The 25,384-nt window shown below is 39.6% G+C and carries 22 protein-coding genes; 10 read left to right on the top strand and 12 right to left on the bottom strand.

Features of this window, described 5'->3' with window-relative positions:
* Nucleotides 1-44: 44 nt before the first annotated feature.
* From NL42_RS05185 to NL42_RS05175, 3 genes are all read right to left on the bottom strand, one after another.
* Nucleotides 45-1,154, bottom strand: a complete 1,110-nt coding sequence (locus NL42_RS05185; protein ID WP_461311999.1) for an NADH:flavin oxidoreductase/NADH oxidase — start codon at nt 1,152-1,154, stop codon at nt 45-47.
* 9 nt (nt 1,155-1,163) lie between these two features.
* Nucleotides 1,164-3,293, bottom strand: coding sequence for a TonB-dependent receptor family protein (locus NL42_RS05180; protein ID WP_461311998.1), 2,130 nt, complete (start codon nt 3,291-3,293; stop codon nt 1,164-1,166).
* A 133-nt stretch (nt 3,294-3,426) separates the two neighbouring features.
* Nucleotides 3,427-3,993, bottom strand: a complete 567-nt coding sequence (locus tag NL42_RS05175; protein WP_461311997.1) for a DNA-3-methyladenine glycosylase — start codon at nt 3,991-3,993, stop codon at nt 3,427-3,429.
* Nucleotides 3,994-4,069: 76 nt separating this feature from the next.
* On the opposite strand from NL42_RS05175, the gene mutM reads away from it, so the two are divergent.
* Both mutM and NL42_RS05165 read left to right on the top strand, forming a co-directional pair.
* Complete coding sequence (mutM, locus tag NL42_RS05170) at nt 4,070-4,894, top strand: bifunctional DNA-formamidopyrimidine glycosylase/DNA-(apurinic or apyrimidinic site) lyase (protein ID WP_461311996.1); 825 nt, start codon at nt 4,070-4,072, stop codon at nt 4,892-4,894.
* An 18-nt stretch (nt 4,895-4,912) separates the two neighbouring features.
* Nucleotides 4,913-5,203 carry a peptidylprolyl isomerase gene (locus tag NL42_RS05165; protein ID WP_461311995.1) on the top strand — a complete coding sequence of 97 codons (291 nt, stop codon included), beginning with the start codon at nt 4,913-4,915 and terminating at the stop codon, nt 5,201-5,203.
* A 10-nt stretch (nt 5,204-5,213) separates the two neighbouring features.
* Here NL42_RS05165 and NL42_RS05160 read toward each other — a convergent pair whose 3' ends face one another.
* From NL42_RS05160 to typA, 3 genes are all read right to left on the bottom strand, one after another.
* Nucleotides 5,214-5,567 carry a gamma-glutamylcyclotransferase family protein gene (locus tag NL42_RS05160; RefSeq protein ID WP_461311994.1) on the bottom strand — a complete coding sequence of 118 codons (354 nt, stop codon included), beginning with the start codon at nt 5,565-5,567 and terminating at the stop codon, nt 5,214-5,216.
* Between the two features lie 142 nt (nt 5,568-5,709).
* Nucleotides 5,710-6,141, bottom strand: coding sequence for a large conductance mechanosensitive channel protein MscL (gene mscL / locus NL42_RS05155; protein ID WP_016137157.1), 432 nt, complete (start codon nt 6,139-6,141; stop codon nt 5,710-5,712).
* Nucleotides 6,142-6,397: 256 nt separating this feature from the next.
* Nucleotides 6,398-8,233 (bottom strand): translational GTPase TypA, encoded by a 1,836-nt coding sequence (gene typA / locus NL42_RS05150; protein ID WP_003655262.1) that lies wholly within the window; start codon nt 8,231-8,233, stop codon nt 6,398-6,400.
* 177 nt (nt 8,234-8,410) lie between these two features.
* Between typA and NL42_RS05145 the strand changes: the two genes are divergently transcribed.
* The 5 genes from NL42_RS05145 (at nt 8,411) to NL42_RS05125 (ending at nt 13,961) form a co-directional block, all read left to right on the top strand.
* Entirely contained in the window at nt 8,411-9,769 is a 1,359-nt protein-coding gene (locus tag NL42_RS05145) for a uracil-xanthine permease family protein (protein WP_336166554.1), read from the top strand.
* 63 nt (nt 9,770-9,832) lie between these two features.
* Entirely contained in the window at nt 9,833-10,846 is a 1,014-nt protein-coding gene (locus NL42_RS05140; protein WP_461311993.1) for a methyltransferase, read from the top strand.
* Nucleotides 10,847-10,867: 21 nt separating this feature from the next.
* Nucleotides 10,868-12,328, top strand: a complete 1,461-nt coding sequence (locus NL42_RS05135) for an amino acid permease (protein WP_461311992.1) — start codon at nt 10,868-10,870, stop codon at nt 12,326-12,328.
* 265 nt (nt 12,329-12,593) lie between these two features.
* On the top strand, nt 12,594-13,799 hold the full coding sequence (locus NL42_RS05130; RefSeq protein WP_461311991.1) for an RtcB family protein: 1,206 nt from the start codon (nt 12,594-12,596) through the stop codon (nt 13,797-13,799).
* Between the two features lie 3 nt (nt 13,800-13,802).
* Nucleotides 13,803-13,961 (top strand): hypothetical protein, encoded by a 159-nt coding sequence (locus tag NL42_RS05125; protein WP_005036254.1) that lies wholly within the window; start codon nt 13,803-13,805, stop codon nt 13,959-13,961.
* A 123-nt stretch (nt 13,962-14,084) separates the two neighbouring features.
* On the opposite strand, the gene omp38 is transcribed toward NL42_RS05125, so the two are convergent.
* On the bottom strand, nt 14,085-15,143 hold the full coding sequence (gene omp38, locus NL42_RS05120) for an outer membrane protein Omp38 (protein ID WP_016137162.1): 1,059 nt from the start codon (nt 15,141-15,143) through the stop codon (nt 14,085-14,087).
* A 379-nt stretch (nt 15,144-15,522) separates the two neighbouring features.
* Between omp38 and NL42_RS05115 the strand changes: the two genes are divergently transcribed.
* The 3 genes from NL42_RS05115 (at nt 15,523) to NL42_RS05105 (ending at nt 17,896) form a co-directional block, all read left to right on the top strand.
* Nucleotides 15,523-16,038: a GspH/FimT family pseudopilin gene (locus NL42_RS05115; RefSeq protein WP_461311990.1), complete on the top strand. Its 516-nt coding sequence runs from the start codon at nt 15,523-15,525 to the stop codon at nt 16,036-16,038.
* A gap of 108 nt (nt 16,039-16,146) precedes the next feature.
* A complete protein-coding gene (locus NL42_RS05110; RefSeq protein ID WP_461311989.1) occupies nt 16,147-17,322 on the top strand; it encodes a thiolase family protein in 1,176 nt (391 codons plus the stop codon).
* Between the two features lie 130 nt (nt 17,323-17,452).
* Nucleotides 17,453-17,896 (top strand): VOC family protein, encoded by a 444-nt coding sequence (locus NL42_RS05105; protein ID WP_016137165.1) that lies wholly within the window; start codon nt 17,453-17,455, stop codon nt 17,894-17,896.
* 52 nt (nt 17,897-17,948) lie between these two features.
* Here NL42_RS05105 and NL42_RS05100 read toward each other — a convergent pair whose 3' ends face one another.
* The 5 genes from NL42_RS05100 to NL42_RS05080 form a co-directional block, all read right to left on the bottom strand.
* Nucleotides 17,949-18,434: a DUF934 domain-containing protein gene (locus NL42_RS05100; RefSeq protein WP_461311988.1), complete on the bottom strand. Its 486-nt coding sequence runs from the start codon at nt 18,432-18,434 to the stop codon at nt 17,949-17,951.
* Nucleotides 18,427-20,070, bottom strand: a complete 1,644-nt coding sequence (locus tag NL42_RS05095) for a nitrite/sulfite reductase (protein WP_461311987.1) — start codon at nt 20,068-20,070, stop codon at nt 18,427-18,429. The genes NL42_RS05100 and NL42_RS05095 overlap by 8 nt, the downstream gene beginning before the upstream one ends.
* 166 nt (nt 20,071-20,236) lie before the next feature.
* On the bottom strand, nt 20,237-22,642 hold the full coding sequence (locus tag NL42_RS05090) for a glucose/quinate/shikimate family membrane-bound PQQ-dependent dehydrogenase (protein WP_461311986.1): 2,406 nt from the start codon (nt 22,640-22,642) through the stop codon (nt 20,237-20,239).
* 173 nt (nt 22,643-22,815) lie between these two features.
* Nucleotides 22,816-24,048: a carbohydrate porin gene (locus NL42_RS05085; RefSeq protein WP_151743478.1), complete on the bottom strand. Its 1,233-nt coding sequence runs from the start codon at nt 24,046-24,048 to the stop codon at nt 22,816-22,818.
* Nucleotides 24,049-24,203: 155 nt separating this feature from the next.
* Nucleotides 24,204-25,322, bottom strand: coding sequence for a CaiB/BaiF CoA transferase family protein (locus NL42_RS05080; protein ID WP_461311985.1), 1,119 nt, complete (start codon nt 25,320-25,322; stop codon nt 24,204-24,206).
* Nucleotides 25,323-25,384 lie beyond the last annotated feature (62 nt).

Below are 25,384 nucleotides of genomic sequence, written 5' to 3'. Positions count from 1 at the left end.
CTTAGGGAAAGAAAAATGGGCAAAGATGACTTTGCCCAATACAATTAAAAAGAATTAAAAAGCTGCTTTAATCCATGAGGTTGGCAACGTAAATACTGAGGCGCAATTTTAACTTCTGCACCTAAAGCAGCGGCTGCATGCCAAGGCCATCTTGGGTCATATAACATTGCACGAGCAAGACCAATAGCATCAGCTTGCTGGTTTTCTAAAATTTGTTCGGCGTGTTCTGGCTCAGTAATTAACCCTACAGCAATGACTGGAATAGACACATGCTTTTTGACTTGTTCAGCAAATGGAACTTGGTAACCTGCCCCAATCGTAATAGATTGATGCTCGTGCAAACCACCACTCGACACATGCACATAAGCTGCGCCCAACTGCTCTAAAGCTTTTGATAAACCCACTGTAGATTCAACATCCCAATGCTCAATACTTTCTAACCAATCGGTCGCAGACAGCCTAACACCAACAGGATAACCTTCTGGTACAGCCAATTTAATTGCCTGAAGAACCTCAAGGGTCATACGCATACGGTTTTCTAAAGAACCACCATATTCATCAGTACGCTGATTGGCAATTGGCGATAAGAATTGATGTAGCAAGTAACCATGCGCAGCATGAACTTCAATTAACTCAAATCCAGCTTCTACAGCACGTTTTGCAGCTGCTGCAAAGTCTTGTTGAACTTGTTTAATCTCAGCAATGGTCAAAGCATGTGGCGCTGCATCATGAACAGAAAAAGTACTTCCACTTGGAGCAACCGTTTGCCAACCATGAGGCTGATCTTTTGCAATTTGACCTTTGCCTAACCATGGCTTTTCAGTAGACGCTTTACGCCCTGCATGTGCTAACTGAATTCCAAATGGCATAGGTGAAAGTGTACGGACCTTAGCTAACAACGTTTTGATTTGATCACGTTGCTGGTCATTCCAAAGGCCAAGATCAGCATAACTAATACGCCCTTCAGGTTGTACAGCAGTCGCCTCTACAATACACAGCCCAGCGCCAGACAATGCATAATTTGCCCATTGCTGTTCATGCCAATAGGTAATTTCACCATCATCTGTTGCCGAATATTGGCACATCGGAGCAATTACAATTCTATTGACCAGTTGTAGTGAACCAAAGTTAACCGTTTCAAATAATTTTGCCATTTTTAATTCCTAGAATTGCTTAATTACACGTAAACCTGCACTCCAGTTACGTCCATCCGCTGGTTCAAAGTAGCGTCCATTACCATCATTTACGATCACTGAACCTGCATAGTTTTTATCAAATAGGTTATCAACACGGGCAAAGCTATTCACTTTCCAGTCGCCCATTACCCATGCATAACCCACATTAGCTGAGGTTACACTGTAGCTTGGCGCTGCGTCACTGTTGGTATCATTCACGTGTACTTTATCCATATACTGTACATCTACACCACCATATAGACCATGCGATGGCTGCCAAGCCAAAGAGGCATAAGCTTGGTTTTTAGCAATTCCTGGAATGGAATTCCCCGATGGAATTTGAGCAATACTTCCTGAAGCTGGAATATCAGCATCAAAAGTTGCATCTAAATATGTATAGCTAGCAGTCGCTGTTAAATCTCGCCACAACTTTTTATTCCATGCAAACTCTACGCCTTCACGTAAGGTTTTATCTGCATTACGGAACGTTGATCGACCATTTGAGTTGCCGGCAGAGACGATGTCATCTTTGGTTTTAGTTTGAAAAACTGCCAAAGTAAAATCACCTAATTGGTTTTGTGATTTTAAGCCTGTTTCATAGGTATCACTTGTGGATGCGGTTAAATCAAAATTAAAACCACTTTCTCCATCTGGACGATATGCCATTTCAGTAAAAGTTGGCGTTTCAAATCCTTTGGCATAACTCACATAGGCCATCAGTTCAGGTAAAATTTGCCAGCTTAAAGCAGCCGAAGGCAAAACTTTACTGTAATCAGTCTTACCACTATCGTCGCCATTACTTAAATAGTTATCTTTAGATTTGTAATGGACATTGCTATAGCGTACACCCGTATCTAAACGCCACGTTGGTAAGAACTGCCATGACGCTTGTAAATATGGGTCAATATTCCACAAGGTATTGTCTTCATCACGACGCAAATTACCTTTGACACCATAAGAAGGCTGTCCGTTTACTAAATTAAAGTTTTCAAAACCTTTACGATCTTCATCCATTGCATCAAGTGCCACACCAACACTTAGAGTGGTATTTGGAAGTAATTCTTTACCTGTCCAACGGAAATCAGCACCATAATAATCCCGCTCAAAATCAATCACACCACCCGCATGATTGATGCTGGCATCTTGTGTTGATTTAGGTATAGATTGATATTGAGTGACTTGGCGATTACCTAAATATGCCATGGCATAGAGTTCATTTTTATCATTAATCGGTTTAGACCAAGTCACACCCGTTTGAGTTTGTTCAATATCTTTACGGACATTAAATTGCTTTAAAAATGGAACTTGTTGCTTTGGATTAGCATTCCACTGGTCATGCGTTAAACCCTGCGGGTCGTCTGCATGAATTTTTACATAATTGGTTATCCAGTTGATTTTGCTACCATCATCAAGATTCCAACTGAGCTTTGCATTATTTAATACTTTTTCTGCACCGCTATGTTCTCGGTAACCATCAGTATCGAAGTATGATGAACTAATAACATAACTCGGTTCATTCGCCCCCTTCGCCCCACCTTGTAGCACGAGTCCAGCTCGACTTTTATCGTGGCTGCCTCCCGAATAGCTCAGCTCGATTGAGTCTTTCCCTTGACCTTCTTTAGTAGATGTTAAAATTGTACCGCCAGATGAGTTTCCATATAGCGATGAAAAAGGTCCTGTTAGAACTTCAACATGGTCCAGACTACTTAAATCAATATTAGATGTTTGACCTTGTCCATCTGGCATTGTTGCAGGAATACCATCTACATATAGACGAATGCCTCGAACACCAAAAGTAGAGCGTGCACCAAAACCACGCATGGAAAGCTGTAAATCTTGAGCATAATTTTCACGATTGCGAAGCTGTAAACTCGGTATACCCTTCACAACTTCGGTTAAATTTACTTGTGAAGAAGTATCGACTTGAGGTGCATCTATTCGAAAAACAGAAGCTGGTGTTTGCAAGTAGGTTGTATCGGTACGGGTTGCTTCCACATGTAATGTTGGCAATACCGCAATGTTTTGAGCTGAGTCATCTGCCCAAACAAATGAGCTAGAAATGCAGCCCATACTCATCAAAATACAGTAGTGAAGTCGGTCTAAGCGTAATAAGGACATGCTTATTTCCTTTATTTATATTGTAGTTATGATAACAAAAAGCTGTGTCATGTCTGGATATTGAATTCGCTCTGCATTGTTGTAAATCTGGAACAGTCTTTTCAATATCTAAAAATTGATTTCCAGATTTGAATTAACGGCTTAAAGATGGATGATCTTTCCAGCAATATCGTTCAGGCCAATCTTTTGCTTCTTCGGCATAATCAATTCCAATCCGTGGCGTCAACACTACTTCAGGCTGCGTTGATGCCGCTTCAATCCATAGTCCAGATTTTTCACCTAAGGTTTGACCTTTTAAAGTCCGATCAATACCCAAATAGCGTGTCAATTTGCCGGGTCCAGCTAAAAGCTTATATTCTTTTTTAGTTGAAACATCACTTAAAAATGCAGATCGAATCATGACCCCTTCAGGAATGCCTTCCGTCTGAGTAATCAGATTGAGCATTTCGTACATGCCATAAATTAAATAGACGTAAATTGTGCCTCCAGTGCCATACATTACATCTGTCCGAGCAGTACGTTTATCATTGTAGCTATGGCAAGCTTTATCTCGAATACCTAAATAAGCTTCTGTTTCACTAATTGTGCAACGGATGACTTGACCATCAGGTTGTCGTTTACATAATACGCAGCCAATTAAGTCATAAGCCACTTCTGAGGTTTCACGTTGAAACCAGCTTAATGGTAAAATATCTGACATAGTAATCTCTGAAATATTACATACCACACGTTATACTTGATTAATCCAGTATATCTGTTAATTCTGCGAGTTGGCGATGCCTGAGTTACCCGAAGTCGAAACAACTAAAACCAGTTTATTTCCTCTATTGAATCAAAAAGTTCTAAGTGTTGAAGTACGTAACCCAAGCTTACGCTGGGCAATACCCGATGATGTTCAAAAACTTGTTGGGCAACGTCTGATTGGGCTAAACCGTCGTTCTAAATATATCTTGGCAGAGTTTGAACAAGATCAAATGCTCTGGCATTTAGGAATGTCAGGAAGCTTCCGCTTGTGTCAACCAAATGATGAACTGAGAAAGCATGATCATTTCATCATTCGCTTTGAAGAACATGAGTTACGCTATCATGACCCGCGTCGCTTTGGCTGTATTCTCTGGTTAAATTCAGAAACACAGGGAAAGTTAATTGATACTTTAGGGCCAGAACCTTTAAGTACAGACTTTAATACAGAATATTTAGCTTCAAAACTTAAAAATAAATCTGTCGGCACAAAAATTGCAATTATGGATAATCATGTTGTGGTGGGTGTTGGCAATATCTATGCAACTGAAAGTTTGTTTAATATCGGAGTTCACCCTGCTCAGCCAGCGGGAGACTTAAGTTTTCAGCAGATCGAGAAACTGGTTGTCGAGATTAAACGAATTTTAAAATCGGCGATTGATTTAGGTGGTTCGACTTTACGAGACTACAGCAATGCCATGGGAGAAAATGGTTATTTTCAGCAAACACTTCTCGCTTATGGTCGTGCTGGAGAAATGTGCGTTAACTGTGAAACCCCTTTAGAAAATTTAAAACTTGGTCAACGTGCTAGTGTATTTTGCCCAGAATGCCAACCCCTCAAAAAGCCCAATAAGCTCTAGTTTTCAGAGGAAGTTACAATGCAAACAGCTATCGTTCGACATATTCTGGTCAAAGATAAAGACTTGGCAGAACAGTTAAAAAAGAAGCTACAAAATGGCGCTGACTTTGCCAAAATTGCCAAGCAATATTCAACTTGTAATTCAGCAAAACGCGGTGGAGAACTAGGCGAAGTCAAAAAAGGGCAACTGGTTCCAGTTATCGATAAAGTAGTATTTACCGCCGCTGAACGTGTGTTACACGGTCCAATCAAAAGCCAGTTTGGTTATCATCTTTTAGAAGTTAAATTCAGAATGGACAGCTTACGTTGATTCCATTATTTTAATGATGGTTTTCAGAAGCTTGAGCCTGCGCATTCAGTTGATATGTCCAGGCTTTAACACACTCACCCGACTCTAACTTCACATCTGCGATGACACGCTGGTATTGAAAACCTTCAAAATTATCAAGCATCTGCCAATTTTCAGCCAGTTTCCCAGCGCTAAACAGATAACCCTCTACCCAATCTTCTTGCGAATCTAACTCAAGCGCTTTTAAACCTTTGTCAGGTCCCCAATCTAAAATATGAATCACACCGCGCACACTAGCTTTTGTCCAATGTCCACCAATCTGCTCTAAAATATGAGCATTAGCTTTATTCGGACATAAAGTGCCATACACAAAAAGCTGATTCATTTATTTATACCCCTTTTACAATATGCATAGCTGAGTTTATCGATAGCTTTCCAATTTTATCAATATCTTTAGCCCAACATACAAATACTTAGTCATAAAAAACGGCACCTTGAGTACCGTTTTTTATTAATTCAGAATATTGTTAAGCTTGCTTTTTCAACTCATCACGAATTTCACGTAGTAACTGAATATCTTCAGGAGTTGCAGCTGGAGCTTCTGGCTCATTCTTATCACGGCGAAGTCTATTTAATAATTTCACCATTAAGAAAACGACCCAAGCCAAAATCAGGAAGTTAATTAAAATGGTGAGGAAATTACCATAAGTTAAAACATTGATACCTGCTTTTTGCAAAGCATCTAAAGATTGCAGGTTGGCAGGATTTGATCCTAGAACAATGAATTTCTGCGAAAAATCAACACCACCACCAGTAATTACACTGATAATTGGCATGATAATATCTTTTACCAAAGAGTCTACGATTTTGCCAAAAGCACCACCAATAATCACACCAATGGCTAAATCCATCATATTGCCTTTAATGGCAAATTCTTTAAATTCTTGAATAATACTCATCTAAACATCTCCAGATGTCGGGGGTCGAAACACGTCATATTTTTCTTTTTCATTGGCATCTTATCGATTTAGATAGTACTCGCCATGATATTGATAATTTAATATTTTTATCAAAAAAAAGAAAACTATCTCACACTTTAACAACATATTCTCTGATAAGAAAAATATGATTTTAAGCTTAGTTTAATTTTAAATAGAATGATTAAAAAAACCGCTAAATGAATTTAGCGGTTTTTTCTTTTTCATTTAAGAAAAATTATTTATCACGGTTACGTTTACGTTCGTTTTCAGTCAAGTAACGCTTACGGATACGGATTGATTTTGGTGTTACTTCAACTAACTCATCATCTTCAATGAATTCAAGTGCTTGTTCAAGCGTGTATTCAACAGCTGGTGTCAACGTTAACGCTTCATCTGTACCAGATGCACGTACGTTTGTTAACTGTTTCGCTTTAGTTGGGTTAACAACCATATCATCTGAACGAGAGTTAATACCAATGATCATACCTTCGTAAACTTCTAACTGAGGTTTAGCGAATAGACGACCACGGTCTTGCAATGTGAATAATGCATAGCCCAAACAAACGCCTTGAACCATAGAAATCAACACACCGTTTTGACGTTTCGCAACAGTACCTTGTTTCATTGGACCGTAATGCGAGAAGCTTGATGTCATGATCCCTGTACCAGAAGTCATGGTCAAGAATTCAGAACGGAAACCAATTAAGCCACGTGAAGGAACAGTTGCTTCAATACGGATACGGCCTTTACCGTCAACTTCCATATTTGTCATTTCACCTTTACGGTAACCCATTTGTTCCATTACCGAACCTTGGTGCTGTTCTTCAACGTCAAATGTTACGTTTTCGTATGGTTCTTGCTTTTCACCGTCAACTTCTTTCAAAATTACTTGTGGACGTGATACGCCCATTTCGAAGCCTTCACGACGCATGTTTTCAATAAGAACTGAAAGGTGAAGTTCACCACGACCAGACACTTTGAAACGGTCTGGACTGTCAGTATCTTCAACACGTAATGCTACGTTGTGAATCAATTCACGATCTAAACGTTCACGAATGTTACGTGAAGTAACAAATTTACCTTCTTTACCCGCAAACGGTGAGTTGTTCACTTGGAAAGTCATCGTAACAGTAGGTTCATCTACAGATAACGGCGGTAAAGCTTCAACATTTTTCGGATCACAAATCGTGTCAGAAATATGAAGTGCATCGATACCTGTTACACAAACGATATCACCAGCATTTGCCTCTTCAACGTCAACGCGATCTAGACCATGGTAACCCATGATTTTTAAGATACGACCGTTACGTGTTTTACCTTCTTTGTCGATAACAGTTACAGGTGTGTTTAATTTAACTGAACCACGCTGAATACGACCAACACCGATTACACCAACGAAGCTGTTATAATCAAGTGAAGAGATTTGCATTTGGAATGGACCATCAACATCAACTGCTGGCGGTTCAACGATATCTACAATTGTTTGGAACAATGGAGTCATGTCGTCAGCAAGTTCTTCTGGAGAAGGACCAGCAACACCACGAAGACCTGAAGCATAAACAACTGGGAAGTCTAACTGTTCGTCAGTACCACCCAAGTTATCAAACAAATCAAATACTTGGTCAATTACCCAATCAGGACGCGCACTTGGCTTATCTACTTTGTTGATAATCACGATTGGCTTCAAACCGCTCGCAAAGGCTTTCGATGTCACAAAACGAGTTTGTGGCATTGGACCTTCTTGAGAATCAACAAGAAGAAGTACGCAGTCAACCATCGACATTACACGTTCAACTTCACCACCGAAGTCAGCATGTCCTGGGGTGTCTACGATGTTAATGCGGTATTCTGTATTTGTACGCGCATCAGTCCATTTAATTGCAGTGTTTTTTGCAAGAATGGTAATACCACGTTCACTTTCAATTGCACCTGAATCCATCACACGCTCGATTTCACCCGCGCGATCACCTAATGCACCTGATTGTTGTAAAAGTTTGTCGACTAAAGTCGTTTTACCATGATCGACGTGCGCAATGATGGCAATGTTACGGAGTGTTTTAATATCTGACATGTAAATTCGATACGCCTAAAGTTTGAGGGCAAATTATACAGAAAAACACTACTCTTGAGTAGTGACAGTTTATTGACATTGACAAAAAAATTTCTAATAGCCTGTATTTCGTTTTGTAAAGATAGTTATCTCGATTAGAATAGCGCCAATTTGCAAAATTGCGGCGGACCTACACCCATGTCCAATCAACACTCTCAAGACCATTTAGACCTTGTTTATGGTTTAAATGATCGACCAAAACCTTTGATCGCTTTTTTAGCAGCTTTCCAGCATTTGCTTGCGATTATTGTACCAATTGTTACACCTGGCCTTTTAATTTGCTTAGCTTTAGGCGTTTCAAGCACCGAAACTAACATGATTTTATCGATGTCTTTGGTGATTTCGGGTATTGCTACATTTCTACAATGTAAAAAAGTTGGTCCGTTTGGTGCAGGTCTTCTTATTGTTCAAGGCACAAGCTTTAACTTTATTGGCCCGATTATTGGTATCGGTAGTGCAATGGTGGCCGCAGGAACACCTGTAAACCAAGTTATGGCTGCAATATTTGGTGTGGTCATTGCCGGCTCCTTCATTGAAATGGGTGTTTCGCAAATTCTTCCATGGGTAAAAAGACTCATTACTCCTTTGGTAACTGGGATTGTTGTTCTATTAATTGGCTTAACGCTTATTAAAGAAGGCTTGATTAGTATGGGTGGTGGCTATCAAGCCATGCAAGATCATACTTTTGCAAGTGCAGACAACCTTATTATGTCATGTACGGTACTTGCTATTATTATTGTGCTCAATCGTATTCGAGTGGTTTGGATTAAAAGCTCAGCTATTTTAATCGCTTTAGTGAGTGGTTACGTTCTTGCTGGATTTATGGGTCATCTAGATTTTTCTGGTATTAAAGACGCGCCACTCGTACAAATTCCCACACCAATGCACTTTGGTTTGAGTTTCTCTTGGGGATTATTCATCCCAATGGCATTCATTTATTTGGTGACTTCTTTAGAAGCAATTGGTGATGTAACAGCAACCAGTAAACTTTCCAACCAACCTGTTAATGGTCCTGAATGGATGAAACGCATTAAAGGTGGTGTATTAGTGAATGGTGCAAACTCTTTGCTCGCTGGTCTTTTTAACACTTTCCCTAGTTCTGTTTTCGCTCAAAACAATGGTGTAATTCAACTCACTGGGGTTGCTAGCCGCTATGTAGGCATCTGGATTGCTGGATTACTTATTTTATTAGGTCTATTCCCTGCAGTAGCTGGTGTTATACAAGCAGTTCCTCAAGCCGTATTAGGTGGCGCTGTTATGGTTATGTTCGGCGCAGTAGCTGCATCAGGCATTAACATTCTTTCTTCAGTTCACCTTGACCGCCGAGCATTATTAATTATTGCCATCTCACTTGCATTAGGTTTAGGTGTTGCTCAAGTGCCTCAAATTTTAGAGCACCTTCCAGAATTATTTAAAAATATTTTTAGCTCTGGCGTGGCAACAGGTGGTATCGCAGCATTAATTTTAAATGTTGTGCTTCCTGAAACGCATAAATAACTAACTTTTAATTTTGATTACTGCCCAGCTCCCACTGGGCATTCTTCTTCATGAGAGATGTACATGGATCCTAGAAGTGAAGTGGTATTAAGACAGCAAGACTATTTGAAAGGTAGAATCTTGTTAATTAATGCACCGAATGATGCCTTAGTTAGTCAATTACCCGCTGGGACTGATGCGTCAGTCTGGACATGGAACCATGCTGACTATCAGGGTTTTATCAATAATGGAACAAAAGCTCACTTCTCAGTTGAGTTTCCATCACAAGAATTCGACCAAGCAATTATTTTTGTTCCAAAATCTAAAGAGCTCTTGAATTACATATTGCATGTAGTAATGAGCCATCTTAAAACCAATCAATCTGTTTTTTTAGTTGGTGAAAAAAAAGGTGGTGTAGAAAGAGCCTCTAAACAATTACAAAGCTTTGGCAAAGTACTAAAACTTGATAGTGCTCGCCATTGTCAATTGTGGCACTTAAAGATTGAGAAAACAGAACAGATTAAACCTCTAGAAAAATGGCTTAAAACTTATACCGTTCAAGTTAATGAACAAGAGCTTACGATTTGTGCCCTACCCGGTGTTTTTAGCCAAAATCATCTAGATATCGGAACTGCTGTTTTACTCCCTTATCTTAATCAGGTGAAATCAGGTAGAATTGCCGACTTCGGGTGTGGTGCTGGAATTATCAGTTGCTATTTGGCAAAAATAAATTCAAGTAATATTATTCATGCTCTAGATATTGATGCTTTTGCTTTACGGTCAACGGAAATGACTTTTAGTCGAAATGGAATAAGTTCAGACCAGTTGAGATTGCAGCCTGTCATAGGTATTGCAGACGCTCCAACAGAACTCGATGCCATTGTTAGTAATCCCCCTTTCCATCAAGGTATTCATACCGACTATGATGCAAGTGAAGGACTCTGCCAGAACGCTAAAAAACATTTAAAGGCATCAGGCGAGCTATGGATTGTAGCAAACCGTTTTTTAAACTATCCGATCTTAATTGAGAAGCACTTTGGTCAGTGCCAGATTAAAACTGATCTTCAAGGCTTTAAGGTGTTATATGCCTGTGCATAACAAACTATGTAAGGAATCTCCATGAGCGAAACACATGCTCCTGAAAAACTCCAGCGTAAGCTCGGGGCTCGTCATCTGAATATGATCGCCATTGGTGGTTCCATTGGTACAGGCCTCTTCCTTGCTTCTGGATCAACCATTGCAAATGCTGGCCCAGGTGGAGCACTACTCGCCTACTCTCTCATTGGCATTATGATTTACTTCTTAATGACCAGTTTAGGTGAGCTTGCAACCCACAATCCGACTTCTGGTGCTTTTTTTACATATGGCAGTCGTTATGTCGAGGAAGGCTTTGGCTTCGCTTTAGGCTGGAACTACTGGTATAACTGGGCGATTACGGTTGCATTCGAACTTGTTGCAGTTCAGTTTATTATGAAGTTCTGGTTCCCTGATATTCCAGGGTTCTACTGGAGTGCTCTGTTCCTTGTCGTAATTTTTGCAATCAATGCCATGACAGTAAAAGGATTCGGCGAAAGCGAATTCTGGTTCTCAATGGTCAAAGTCATCGCCATCGTTGCTTTTATTATTATTGGCTTAGCCATGATCATCAAGATTATGCTAACTCCAGGTGTGGCAGCTTTTGGAAACTGGACCTATAAAGAAGCACCTTTTGTGGGTGGTTTACAGGCCATGATCGGTGTAGCAATGATTGCTGGATTCTCTTTCCAAGGAACAGAAATGGTTGGAGTTGCTGCTGGTGAATCGAAAGATCCAAAGAAAACGATTCCACTAGCAATCAAACAGATTTTCTGGCGAATCTTATTATTTTATGTCTTATGTATTTTCATTATCGGCACTCTGATTGCCTATGATGACCCAAATTTACTGCAAGCGGCTACCACTGAAAATATTGCGCTTTCTCCATTTACATTGCTCTATGAAAGAGTTGGCTTTGCTTTTGCAGCTGGCTTAATGAATGCTGTCATTCTTACTGCTATTTTATCAGCAGGTAACTCTGGCATGTACTCTTCAACTCGTATGTTGTTTAAAATGGCTCAGGAAGGCCGTGCGCCAAGGTGGTTTGCAAAACTTGATGGTCGTGGCGTTCCAATGAATGCACTATATGCCACAACAATTATCGCCGCTTTTTGTTTCTTGACAACTTTTATTGGTGAAAAACAAGTATTTAACTGGCTACTTAATATGTCAGGGATGTGCGGCTTTATTGTTTGGTTAGGCATTGCGATTTCGCACTATCGTTTCCGCAAAGGTTATATTGCTCAAGGATATAAATTAGAAGATTTAGCTTACCGTGCCAAATTTTTCCCATTTGCGCCTTGGTTTGCATTTATTCTATGTTCAATCATTATTTTGGGACAAAACTATCAAGCCATTTTAGGTGGGAAAATTGACTGGTTAGGTCTACTTTCAACCTATATTAGCTTGCCATTGTTCCTAATTATTTGGTTAGGCTATAAGTGGAAATATAAAACTAAACTGATTCCTTACGACCAAATGAATGTGAAGCCAGAGCAAGACTAAAAATTGGTAATTCAAATAAACCAAAGATCAAAAACTTGATCTTTGGTTTAAAAGGCGTAAAATGCCGTTCAGATTTTCAACGGCGCTTTTAAATAAGGAGGACATCATGCCAACACTACAAGGTAAAACAGATTAAATAATTTGGCACGATGTCAGCTCACGGACAAGTGTACAAATTCACTTCACTTGTCCGAATGCTCAAATTTAAAACCTAGCATTCGCTAGGTTTTTTTATGCCTGCTCGGACAAAAATAAGAGAAAAATTATGGGCATACAAAAAATATTAAACGAGGAAGCACTTTACGGTATTCCCGTTAAAATTTTCACTCAAGATATTGATAGTGAAAGTATCGAACAACTCAAGAAAATGGCTCAACTGCAATTTATCTATTCACATATTGCAGTAATGCCAGATGTTCACGTAGGAAAAGGCGCGACTGTAGGTAGTGTTATTCCAACTAAACACGCCATTATTCCTGCTGCAGTCGGTGTAGATATTGGTTGTGGAATGAATGCAATTCGCTTAAGCCTAAAGGCCTCACAACTGCCTGATAACTTGAGTCGTTTACGCGATGCAATCGAACGTAAAGTACCGGTCGGATTTGCTTTGCATAAACAAGTTAAAGCAAAAGCTTCTAGCATTATTCCACTTGAAAAACGCTTAGAGCCCATTATCAAAAAGCATCCTGGCCTTGTTCGAATGCTTCGACAGTTTGATGCCACATGGCAAAAGCAACTTGGTACTTTAGGGGGTGGCAACCACTTTATCGAACTATGTATTGATGAAAATCAAGACGTATGGGTGATGCTACATTCAGGTAGTAGAGGACTGGGTAACGTTATTGGCACTTATTTTATTGAGTTAGCCAAAAAAGAAGCTCAGCATCGTTTTGGTCATGTACCTGATAAAGATCTAAGTTATTTTGCTGAAGGCTCAAACAGTTTCGATGATTATGTAGAAGCTGTAGAGTGGACTCAAGAATATGCTTTTGAAAATCGCAAAGAAATGATGCGTTTAATTTTAGAGGCGATTCGTCCAATTCTTCCCTCTTTTCAAATGACAAAAGAGGCTATTAATTGTCATCATAATTACGTAAGTCGTGAAACACATTTCGGTGAAAATTTATTGATTACCCGAAAAGGTGCAATTCGAGCAGGCTTAGATGAATTAGGCATTATTCCAGGTTCAATGGGAGCACGCTCTTATATCGTCAGAGGTAAAGCAAATCCTGAGTCATTTTGTTCTTGTTCTCATGGGGCAGGTCGCAAGATGAGTAGAAGCAAGGCAAAGACTCTTTTTAACCAACAAGATCTTATTGAACAAACCCAAGGTATTGAATGTCGTAAAGACAGTGGTGTTGTCGATGAAATCCCAAGTGCTTATAAAGATATTGATGAAGTCATGGCAAATCAGGCTGACCTCATTGAAGTTGTTCACACTCTTAAACAAGTTTTATGTATTAAAGGTTAAAACATGAAAATTAAAGAAATGTCAAAAATCAAAGTCCGTAATCAGGTCGCTCTTTCCCCTTTACTTCACAAAGGTGGGATGCATGAAACGGAAAAACCTCGTGCGCAACATCGTAGAGATAGACAAGATACTAAACAGCAATTGAGAAAAGGTGATTGGTAAATAATTTAGACCAAGATCGTAAGTAATTATTATTAAGGAGACATAGAAATGACTAAATATTTTAAAAATCGCAATAAAAAAGCGACTCTAACGAGTCGCTTTTTTACTGTTCAAGAACTCAAATTATTGAGCTGCTGCAGGAGCTGCCGCTTCTTGACCAGGTTGAACAACTACAGTACGGCTACCAGTGATTGTCGCGAATACACGACGGTTCATAGCACGACCTTCTTTAGTTTTGTTGTCAGCAATCGGTTGATCCCAAGCGAAACCTTGAGTAGACAAACGAGATGCATCAACGTTGTATTCGTTTACAAGAGCTGATTTAACAGAGTTAGCACGAGCTAAAGATAAACGTTCGTTTAACTTACGTGGACCAGTGTTATCTGTGTGACCTTCGATACGTGCAGTAGCGTTAGGGTATTCAGTTAACTTCTCAGCAACTTTAGCGATTTCTGGCTTGTATTGGTCTTTGATGTTTGATTTGTTAGTATCAAAGAACACACGAAGTTCCATGTTAAGGTCTTCAGTTAACTCTTGTGGTTGTGGAGCAACTGGAGTTGGTTCAACTGGAGCAACTTCTACTACAGGAGCAGCAGGCTTCAAGTGACCACCAAGAACTACGTTTAAACCAGCAAGAGCTGTATAGTTCCAGAATTTTTCGTCAAAGTTATAAGTACCACGAGCTTCTGTACGAAGAGATAAAGCATCGTTTAAGCGCCAGAAAGCACCAAAACCAGCATTACCTAAAGTACCTTCTTCATCGTTATGGTACGCAAGATCAGGAATCTCGTATTTGTAGTGACCAGCACCTAACAATACGTATGGCTTGATTTTGCTGTCATAGTTTTTAGTGATCAAATCAGAAGTAACATAAAAGTTACCGTTGATTTGTTTTTGTTTGTATTCAGCGCCAGCAGCAAGACCGTTTACATCACCTTTAACTTGGTTATATTCAGCTTCGAAACCTAACCATGGCGTTAACTCAATACCAAGAGCAGCACCAACGAATAAATCGTCTTGTAGTTCAGGTCCGTTAGTTAACTCGCCATCTTTACCGCCATTGTTGTGTTGAGTGTCTTGGAAAGTGTAACCAAGCAATAATGGTGTAACAGTTACGCCAGCATTAGCAGCAGCTAAAGGTGCAGCGACAAGCATAGCAAGTGCAATACGACTCAATTTCATGGATATCCTCCAGAGATAACAATTGTTGTTCAAGCTCAGCCTAAATTTATTGGCCCCTGAGATATTTTCACCCCAGTATTATTTTTAAGCTATTCACATTTGAATCATACAAACACTTGATAGACTTTCCAAGTGCTTGATAATTTTAATCAAGTAAATTATTGACAAAATTACTTACAATTTCCGTTGTAATTCGGTAATTTTTTACTCAACTAGCAAATATGAACAACTTCTGTGTTTCGCTCAGGGTGATTTTACCAGTATTCTAGCGTCCTGATAACCTTTATTTAATTTTGTGTTTCCTCATTATAAAAAGCCATATAAATCATTGATAGAATGCATAAAATCAAAATATTTATTCATATATTAAGGAATTTTAATGTTTAAATCTCCTGGTTTCACATTGATGGAACTCACTATAACGCTCGCAATTCTTATGATTATGTTCACCCTGGCCTTTCCTTTATATCATCAATTGATGGCTTCGTTAGAATTAAAAAACACGCCTCGACTACTGACAATTTATATACAAAAAGCCAAATACGACGCAATTCTGCGACATAAGAGTGTCGTACTTTGCCCAAGTGTTGATTTAACGCTATGTAATAGTAATTGGGATGCAAGCCTTATAAGCTTTGTAGACAAAAATCATAATCTACAAAGAGAAAGTGATGAAGAAATATTGACCAATATTGAGCTTAATCATCATTATGGTTCTTTAAAATTTCAAAAATTCGGCAAAAAAATAAATAGTATTGTATTTCAGGGAGACACAGGACTGCCGCGGGAGTCTAATGGCAGTTTTACGTATTGTTCTTATGATCAGCTTAAAAACTTTAAATTAGTGCTCAGCAAAATGGGGCATATTCGTTTAGAAGACCTTAAAAATTGTTAGAACTCTACAGTCTAATGCAGAAGATATTTCTCTGTGTTTTTTGCAATATACTGCCTAGGTTTTAAACATTTCTTATTTTGAGATTAAGAATAACCGGAGATTACAACAATGACTGACATCGTAATTATTAATGGTGCTCGTACTGCTATGGGTGGTTTTCAAGGAGCATTATCAGGGCTTACAGCGCCTGAATTAGGTGCGGTAACCATTAAAGAAGCGATCGTAAGAGCAGGTTTACAACCTACTGATATCGAAGAAGTCATTATGGGCTGTGTTCTTCCTGCTGGCTTAAAACAGGGTCCTGCTCGTCAAGCAATGCGTAAAGCAGGCTTACCTGACTCTACAGGCGCTGTAACTATTAATAAGCTTTGTGGTTCTGGCATGAAAGCAGTAATGCAAGCAACTGACATGATTAAAGCAGGCAGTGCAGAAATTGTTGTTGCTGGCGGTATGGAGTCTATGACAAACGCACCTTATGTTTTACCAAAAGCACGCGCTGGCTATCGTATGGGCCATGGTGAAATTAAGGATCATATGTTTCTTGATGGACTTGAAGATGCTGAAACTGGTCGCTTAATGGGTTCTTTTGCTCAAGATATGGCAAATACACGTGGCTATACACGTGAGCAAATGGATGACTTTGCAATTCGTTCTTTGAAACGTGCTCAAACGGCAATTACCGAAGGTTATTTCAAAGATGAAATTGTTTCGGTTACCGTACCTAGTCGCAAAGGTGATGTTATTGTTGATCAGGATGAACAACCCTTAAATGCAAAGATCGACAAAATTCCTTCACTTAAACCAGCTTTTGCAAAAGACGGTACAATTACCGCAGCAAACGCAAGCTCTATTTCAGATGGTGCATCTGCATTAGTATTAACTTCAAGTGAAGTTGCGGCTCAACGTGGTTTACAGCCACTTGCGAAAATTATTGCGACAGCTTCAAACTCTCAGCATCCTTCAGAATTTACAATTGCCCCTGTTGGTGCCATCGAGAAAGTTCTGAAAAAAGCTGGCTGGGATGCTCAAGATGTTGACCTATGGGAAATTAACGAAGCTTTTGCCATGGTTACTATGTGTCCAATTGATGATTTCAAACTTGATGCTGAAAAAGTCAATATCAATGGTGGTGCTTGTGCCCTAGGTCATCCAGTAGGTTCAACAGGTTCTCGCATTATTCTTACGCTAATTCATGCATTAAAACGTACTGGCGGTAAAAAAGGTATTGCAGCACTTTGTATTGGCGGTGGAGAAGCAACAGCCGTTGCGATTGAACTTATTTAATTAAAATTAATTATTTTAAAATCCCGCTTCGGTGGGATTTTTTTATGAAAAAACTACAAAAAATGACCCACAAAATCACTTTTAAGTTTTAACTTATTCTTTTAAACGAAAACAACAATGGACAATAACAATGCAACTCAATCACTATCTCAATTTCCAAGGTCAGGCAGAGCAAGCCTTTAATTTTTATAAATCAGTTTTTGGCGGCGAGTTCGCCATGCTGAGCCGCTATGGTGATATGCCACCTACAGAAGGTGTGACATTATCTGAAGCGAACAAAAATCTGGTTCTTCACGTTTCTCTACCCATTAATGAATACACTGTACTTATGGCATCAGATACAAATGATCAGTTCTGTGCGCCTAACAGTGTTTTTACCCAAGGCAATAATCACTACATCGCAATTAACCTTGAAAAGGACGAGCAAGAAAAAGCTAAACAACTTTTTGACGCATTGTCTGTTAACGGTCAAATTGAAATGCCTCTAGAAAAAACATTCTGGGGTGCATTGTACGGAGCATTTACCGATCAATTTGGTATAAAGTGGATGGTTAACTGCCAACTTGATACATAATTTTCAATATAAAAAATCCCGCAAATTGCGGGATTTTTTATTTCAGGATTTATTAAGCACCTGTTTGATAACTCGCTTCTGGTACACCAGTTGAAGCTTGATACGGATTGGTAAAGTCTTGCAAACCTGCCGCAGCTTCTTGTACGTCTTTGCCTTCTTTCACGACAAAACTATCAAAACCAGAACGCTTTAAGTAGTTTAAAACATCCTTAAACACATCACCTGTTGCACGTAACTCACCTTGGAAACCTTGGCGGCGTAATAGTGCTGCAAATGAGTAGCCTCGGCCATCACCGAAACCCGCAAACTCAATGAAAATTGCATCAAGCTCATTTAATGGGAAAGTATGATTTTCAGGTGAATCATTCACAGTCACATACAAAGCTTTTTTGCCTTGAACGTTAGCTAATTGGTCAAGTTGAGCCGTTGTTACAACAACGTCACCTTGAGGAATAACACCATCTTCAGCAATGATTTGATAAGTATTATCTGCAATCGTGCCATCTTTATAAAGCACTGGTAGAGCTGTATTAAGCATATGCACGCTCCTTAAATGGTTGAATTCCTACACGGCGATATGTATCAACAAAGCGCTCACCTTCAGTACGTAAATCAAGATAAGTATTTAATACTTCTTCAATTACATCAGGCACAACATCTGCTGCAAATGATGGCCCTAAGATGTCACCAATTGATGCATCATGGTCTGAATTACCGCCTAGTGTAATTTGGTAGAATTCAGCGCCTTTTTTATCTACACCTAAAATACCGATGTTACCTACGTGGTGATGACCACAAGCATTCATACAACCAGAAATATTTAGATCTAAATGACCAAGATCATAAACTTTGTCTAAGTCATCAAAACGACGTGTAATTGCTTCGGCAATTGGAATTGATTTCGCATTTGCAAGTGAACAGAAATCACCGCCCGGGCAACTAATAATATCGGTAATAAAACCAATATGTGCACGTGCCATATTTTGCTGTTCAAGCGCTTGCCATACATCGAACAAATCTTTTTGAGGCACATCTGCTAAAGCAATATTTTGTTCGTGAGTCGTGCGAAGTTCACCGAAAGTATATTTATCAGCAAGGTCTGCAATAAAGTTCATTTCTTCGGTGGTCATATCACCCGGTGCAATACCTGCACGTTTTAGAGAAATCGTAACAATACGATAGCCCTTCACTTTATGCGCATGTGTGTTGATATTGAACCATTGCTTGAATTTTGGATGCTCAGCAAATAAAGCAGTGAAGTCTTCATCTGCCAAATCTTGATAGTCAAATGGAATGAACTCTTCATCCAGTTTTTTCAAGATTTCTGGCTGAATTCTTAATGATTCACGTGTATGTTCAAATTCAGCTTCAACTTTCTGTGCAAATACTTCAGGAGTTAATGCTTTAACTAGAATTTTGATACGCGCTTTGTATTTATTATCACGACGGCCATGCAAGTTATAAACACGTAGAACCGCTTCTAAATAAGCAATTAAATCTTCACGCGGTAAAAACTCACGAATAACGCTACCAATGATTGGGGTACGGCCTAAACCACCACCAGCCATAATTTTATAGCCGATTTCGCCCGCTTCATTACGCACAATATAAACACCAATATCGTGGAATGCAGTTGCCGCACGATCTTTTTCTTCAAGTGCAGATACGGCAATTTTGAACTTACGTGGTAAAAATGCAAATTCAGGGTGGAATGTACTCCACTGACGAATCAATTCACACGTTGGACGTGGGTCTGCAATTTCACCAGCAACCACACCTGCATATTGGTCAGTCGTTGTGTTACGAATACAGTTACCACTGGTTTGAATGGCATGCATTTGTACAGTTGCAAGTTCAGCCAAAATATCTGGTACATCTTCAAGTGCAGGCCAGTTCAACTGGATGTTTTGACGTGTAGATACGTGTGCATAACCACGGTCATAAACAGTTGAAACTTCAGCAACTTTACGTAATTGCTTAGAATTCATTAAGCCATACGGCACAGCAATACGCAGCATAGGCGCATAGCGTTGCACATATAAACCATTTTGCAAACGTAACGGACGATATTCATCTTCAGAAAGTTTGCCAGCTAAATAGCGTTCAGTCTGATCACGGAACTGAGCAACTCGTTCATTAACCAGCTGCTGGTCGAAATCGGTATATAAATACATGGCGTATGGCTAGTAGATTCATTATTAAGGCAGATAGCATAGCGAGCTTTCATTCATCAATAAAATGCTTTTTTTGCATATTTAATAACGGTTTTATTGATAAGCTTTAATATAAATAGATATAAAAAAAGCCCGGATAAATCCAGGCCCTTTCTATAGAAGCTTTTTATTTGTTATCTGGTAAGGCATAAGCCACTAAATAGTCACCCATTTTGGTACCAAATGAACCATGACCACCGGCCATAATCACAACATATTGCTTACCATTAATTTCATAAGTCATTGGTGTTGCTTGTCCACCTGCTGGTAAACGCGCTTCCCAAAGTTTCTTACCGTTAGTAACGTTAAACGCACGTAAGTAGTTATCTTGAGTTGCACCAACAAACATGACATTACCGGCAGTAGAAATTGAACCACCTAAACCAGGCACACCAATTTTCACAGCTGGTAACTGGAACAAGTTCGGTAAGCTGTCACGAATTGTACCAATACGTTTTTTCCATACCACTTCATGAGTTTTCAAATCAACGCCAGCTACATAGCCCCAAGCTGGTTGTTTACAAGGTAAACCAAGCGGAGATAAGAATGCGCTAATTTCAACGCCATAAGGCACGCCGTACATCGGTTGTACACCCTGCTCAGTTCCCGCACCTTTTGCAGTTTGTGCACGGTTTGGATCGGCAGGAATTAAACGACTGACGAATGGCAAACCAATCGGGTTCATTACAGCAACCTGACGGTCAGGGTTAACTGACATACCACCCCATTCAAACACACCCAAGTTACCAGGGAAAACTAAAGTACCGTTTTCAGATGGTGGAGTATAAATACCATCGTAATTTAGACGTTTGAAAGATACACGACACATGAGCTGATCAAGCATAGTGGCACCCCACATGTCTTTATCAGCCAATTTGTCTTGTGGTGCCAAGTTCAAGTCAGAAAATGGCTGAGTTTTTGAATAATGCTCGCCTTTAGTTTGTGGCCCACGTTTAACTGTTTGCGGAACTGGTTTCTCAGTCACAGGAACAATTGGTTGACCATTACGGCGATCAAGAACAAAGGCATTACCTGTTTTCGTCAATACATAGATTGCAGGAACAGTTTGGCCAGCTTTGTTTTTAATATCAGCTAAAGATGGTTGTGACGGTACATCCATATCCCATAAATCATGATGGGTTGTCTGGAAGTTCCATACTAATTTACCAGTAGAGGCATTAATCGCTAACATTGAGTTTGCATAACGCTCTTTCAGCTCGGTACGGTCACCACCCCAGATGTCTGGAGTACCTACACCTGTTGGCACATAAACGATATCAAGTTTTGCATCGTATGCTAAAGGTGCCCACGCATTTGGTGAGTTATGAACGAAATTCGTACCTTCACCCGGCATTGCATTTGGATCTGCTGCGCCAGTATCAAATACCCAAAGGAGTTTACCAGTATTAACGTCGTATCCACGAATTACACCTGATGGCTCTTTGTTTGAGTAGTTATCTGTTACCGAACCAGCAATAACGACAGTTGAACCAGTCACGACACCAGGAGATGTTGGGTTGTAACCACCTGGGTAAGCGTATGGCATAAACTCTTGCAAGTTCACTTCACCATTTTTACCAAAGTCAGTACATGCTTTACCAGTGTCAGCATTCACCGCAACTAAACGGCCGTCATTCACAGGAACAAAGACTTTACGCGGACATTGTGTAGAGTCAGATTTTTTGCTTTGAAGACTCGTTGCAAACTCAGTTGTGTTGTTTGCATCGTAATACATCACACCACGACAAGTTAAATGCTGGAACGATTTATCCGTTTTAAGCTTCGGATCAAAACGCCATTTTTCTTTACCTGTAGCAGGATCAATCGAGATTAACTGCTGATGAGCTGTACAAATAAACATGTTATTACCGATTTTAATCGGTGTAACCTGATTGGTCGTTTCGCCAGAATCATTACCCGTTTTAAGATCGCCAGTACGTAAAGTCCAAGCAACTTTCAAATCTTTTACGTTTTGATCATTAATCTGTTTTAACGGAGAATAACGTACACCGGCTTGAGTACGACCATACGCTGGCCAGTCACTCTCTGCTACACCAGGCACTGCTTGAGCAGTTTCTGGCTGAGGTGTCTTGATTTCACCATTAATTTCTTGCGGATCGTTGAAAATCGAATAGACCATCAACAAAATTGCAATTGCTAGAGTTGAGGATAAGGCAACTTTACTTGATCCAAGGTTGCTGATTCCACGAGTTACGGCTGGAACCAATAACCATAAACCAAGAATACCTAAAATATCTAAACGAGGTGCAAGCGCCCAGAAGTCTGTTCCAACTTCCCAGACACCCCAAATAATGGTACCCAGCATTAAAGCAGCGTACGCCCACAATGCTGTAGATGCGCGCTTATAGAGTTGCCATGCAACAATCAGGAGTAATACACCAGCAATAATATAGTAAATTGAACCGCCTAATGTAGCGAGCCAAATACCTCCAATTAACAGGAATAACGCTAATAACCCAATAATAATTACGGTAAAAGTCGTTAGCCCTGATCTTGAAGTAGGTTGAGTCATAAACCACCTCTTATCAATCATCATTTTTATCGGAAAGATAGGCCAAGCTTTGAATCAAAAATCGGCCTATCAATACATCTAAAACAAAACTCAGGCATAAAGAAAAAACGGAAGGTCAGGATCATTCAATCAATGATTTAGCCCTCGACAATCCGTTTTCAGAGTAATTACGCTTAGAATGCAGTTGAGAATTTAATACCGCCTACCCAAGTGTTATCACCATTTTTTAATGCGCCAACATGACGAACATATTGCACATTTGGACGGATAGTCAGCCAGTTTGTCGCATGAATACCGTAGTAAAGCTCGGTATTGTATTCAGTGTCGTATTCTTTATTTTGGACATCGTTCCAATCATCGTTGATATGGATACGCGCAACACCTAATGCCAACTCATCTTGAGGACGTTGATTGAGCAAACCTTTATAGACTAAGCCTACATTTTGCATGTTATCAATTTTGTTGGTATCAGAGTCGTGGAACGTCAGGTTCACAAATCCGGTCAAACCACGGTCTGTTTGATCAGCAGGCTGGAATAATTTTTGTTTTGCAGTTACCCATACACCTTGCTTATGAGATGTTTGAGCCTTATTTGTAATTTCTTCGGCATCAGCAGTGCTGTAGTAATACCCTAAACGGTATTCACCAGCCATACTTTGAGCGCCTAATTTAGGTGACCAAACTACTTCAGCAGGAATAATTGCCCCATGTGAACCATCAGTGCTTAGATTAAAACCTTTGCCTCGGTCCAAATTTTCTGGGTTATATTCATATACACCAACTTGAGTATATAAATCAGGTTGCAAGTTATATTTAACACGCATTGCCCATTGGCTGACTGGCCAGTTATACCACTGATCACCAACCCAGTTACCAACTTGCGAACCACAAAGCGCCAAGTTCTGGAAATCACAGTCAAAACTATTAAAGTCTTCACCTTCACCAAAACGACCGACTTTCACGTCTAACTTCTGGTCAAGAAATTTTTTCTTGATCCACAAATCGGTTAAACGCCAAGTTTGCTCACGCCCCCACACTTCTTGTGCAGAACTTAAATGTCCCGCTAAAGCTGGTGAATGTTCAGAAAGTGATTGCCCATCACGATAAGTTAATGTGATTTGAGCTTCAGTATCTTGCCACCCTAAAATTTTGTTTAGATCAAAATGAGTTCCTAATGCCAGTTGCCCCGTATAAGCACTACCATGCGTAGATGTATTTTTTGAATCTAAAATACCGGCATATTCGCCGGTATATCCAAAAGAAAAATCATAACCTTGTGCTTGTAACGCGGTGCGTTGACCGTTCCAATCACCCAACATCCAAGGACTATTTGGGTCAAATGCAGCAGCAGCTTGTGCGTGCTGTATAAAAAGAGTAATTGATAAAACGGATAAACAGGAAGCCATCAAGGATTTATGTGTTTTCATGTTTACATACCTTTTATGTCTTTGTTTATAAAGGGTACGCTAATTTTATGTAAAGAAATTATTCAAAATGTTAATCAATTGATTAATCTAATAATAATCTTAATACACATTGTATAAGAAATGGCCTCTACTCTTTACCACTGCCCTTCACCAAGCTTTTGACCTATAAAGGAATATCTCATTTTCGATCTTGAAAACTTAATTGGACATGCCAATTGTGGTTCTGTATCTGCTGTATTATTTTGCAAAGGTACATCCACAATCCATCCACGTTGTTGTGCTAAGGGCGAGTTTAAGGACTCAGTTAGGCTTAAAACAGGTTCTACACACACATCAAGATTTGCGAATATTTCATGCCACTCTTTAAATGTTTTGGTCTTTATTTTTTCTTGAATAGCTTGTTTAACCTCTTGTCGGTCATCGGCATCTAATGAAGCACCTTTTTGTAATAATAGTGGCAAATCAAGAGCTATTGATAACCCTGACATAAATTGTGGTTCAAGACTGCCAATTGAAAGATAACGACCATCTTGAGTCATATAATAGTCATAGAAAATGCCACCATTGAGCATGCCATGTTCTGGAGCCTGCTCGACCTGTGCAGCAAGTGTGGCTGATGCAGCCATGCTATTTAAGCTTGCCACGCAATCGGTCATGGAAATATCAATATATTGCCCCATGCCGCTACGCGCGCGCTCAACCACTGCGGCTAAAATAGCAATGACTGCATGAAGTGAACCACCTGCAATATCTGCAACTTGAATGCCAAGCGGTGGCGGGCCACTGTCTTGTCGGCCGCTATACCCAGCAATACCAGCTAAAGCTAAATAATTAATGTCATGCCCAGCTCTGTCTTTATAGCTTCCTGTCTGTCCATATCCGGTAATTGAACAATAAATTAAACGTGGATTAATTTCTGCAAGCGTTGAGTAGTCTAATCCTAGACGGCGCATCACATCAGGTCGAAACTGCTCGATGACAATATCAAATTCGGAAATCTTAGCTTTAATCAGCTCAATACTCGCTGGATCTTTTAAATCGAGAACAATCGACTGTTTATTTCGATTTAAATAACTATGTGCCGTTGCTTGTCCATTTGCATAAGGCGGCATGATGCGAATTAAATCTGGACGTGATGGAGATTCAATATGGATGACTTCTGCACCCATATCGGCTAAATACATTGTGGCAAAAGGTCCAGGTAAGAGTGTCGAGAAATCGAGAACTTTAAGTCCATTTAATGCTGTCGTCATCTTTTTTTAACCACTATTATTCATATTTTCTTTTATATTAGTTAAGCAAATATTCTAAAACA

It is taken from the genome of Acinetobacter sp. GN11 (assembly GCF_054823985.1).
Note: the sequence above shows the minus strand (reverse complement) of the source record. Positions and strands in the feature narration are given on the sequence as shown.

Coding starts and splice junctions, on each gene's coding strand:
- NL42_RS05185 (WP_461311999.1), bottom strand. CDS start 1,154: ATGGCAAAATTATTTGAAACGGTTAACTTTGGTTCACTACAACTGGTC.
- NL42_RS05180 (WP_461311998.1), bottom strand. CDS start 3,293: ATGTCCTTATTACGCTTAGACCGACTTCACTACTGTATTTTGATGAGT.
- NL42_RS05175 (WP_461311997.1), bottom strand. CDS start 3,993: ATGTCAGATATTTTACCATTAAGCTGGTTTCAACGTGAAACCTCAGAA.
- mutM (WP_461311996.1), top strand. CDS start 4,070: ATGCCTGAGTTACCCGAAGTCGAAACAACTAAAACCAGTTTATTTCCT.
- NL42_RS05165 (WP_461311995.1), top strand. CDS start 4,913: ATGCAAACAGCTATCGTTCGACATATTCTGGTCAAAGATAAAGACTTG.
- NL42_RS05160 (WP_461311994.1), bottom strand. CDS start 5,567: ATGAATCAGCTTTTTGTGTATGGCACTTTATGTCCGAATAAAGCTAAT.
- mscL (WP_016137157.1), bottom strand. CDS start 6,141: ATGAGTATTATTCAAGAATTTAAAGAATTTGCCATTAAAGGCAATATG.
- typA (WP_003655262.1), bottom strand. CDS start 8,233: ATGTCAGATATTAAAACACTCCGTAACATTGCCATCATTGCGCACGTC.
- NL42_RS05145 (WP_336166554.1), top strand. CDS start 8,411: ATGTCCAATCAACACTCTCAAGACCATTTAGACCTTGTTTATGGTTTA.
- NL42_RS05140 (WP_461311993.1), top strand. CDS start 9,833: ATGGATCCTAGAAGTGAAGTGGTATTAAGACAGCAAGACTATTTGAAA.
- NL42_RS05135 (WP_461311992.1), top strand. CDS start 10,868: ATGAGCGAAACACATGCTCCTGAAAAACTCCAGCGTAAGCTCGGGGCT.
- NL42_RS05130 (WP_461311991.1), top strand. CDS start 12,594: ATGGGCATACAAAAAATATTAAACGAGGAAGCACTTTACGGTATTCCC.
- NL42_RS05125 (WP_005036254.1), top strand. CDS start 13,803: ATGAAAATTAAAGAAATGTCAAAAATCAAAGTCCGTAATCAGGTCGCT.
- omp38 (WP_016137162.1), bottom strand. CDS start 15,143: ATGAAATTGAGTCGTATTGCACTTGCTATGCTTGTCGCTGCACCTTTA.
- NL42_RS05115 (WP_461311990.1), top strand. CDS start 15,523: ATGTTTAAATCTCCTGGTTTCACATTGATGGAACTCACTATAACGCTC.
- NL42_RS05110 (WP_461311989.1), top strand. CDS start 16,147: ATGACTGACATCGTAATTATTAATGGTGCTCGTACTGCTATGGGTGGT.
- NL42_RS05105 (WP_016137165.1), top strand. CDS start 17,453: ATGCAACTCAATCACTATCTCAATTTCCAAGGTCAGGCAGAGCAAGCC.
- NL42_RS05100 (WP_461311988.1), bottom strand. CDS start 18,434: ATGCTTAATACAGCTCTACCAGTGCTTTATAAAGATGGCACGATTGCA.
- NL42_RS05095 (WP_461311987.1), bottom strand. CDS start 20,070: ATGTATTTATATACCGATTTCGACCAGCAGCTGGTTAATGAACGAGTT.
- NL42_RS05090 (WP_461311986.1), bottom strand. CDS start 22,642: ATGACTCAACCTACTTCAAGATCAGGGCTAACGACTTTTACCGTAATT.
- NL42_RS05085 (WP_151743478.1), bottom strand. CDS start 24,048: ATGGCTTCCTGTTTATCCGTTTTATCAATTACTCTTTTTATACAGCAC.
- NL42_RS05080 (WP_461311985.1), bottom strand. CDS start 25,322: ATGACGACAGCATTAAATGGACTTAAAGTTCTCGATTTCTCGACACTC.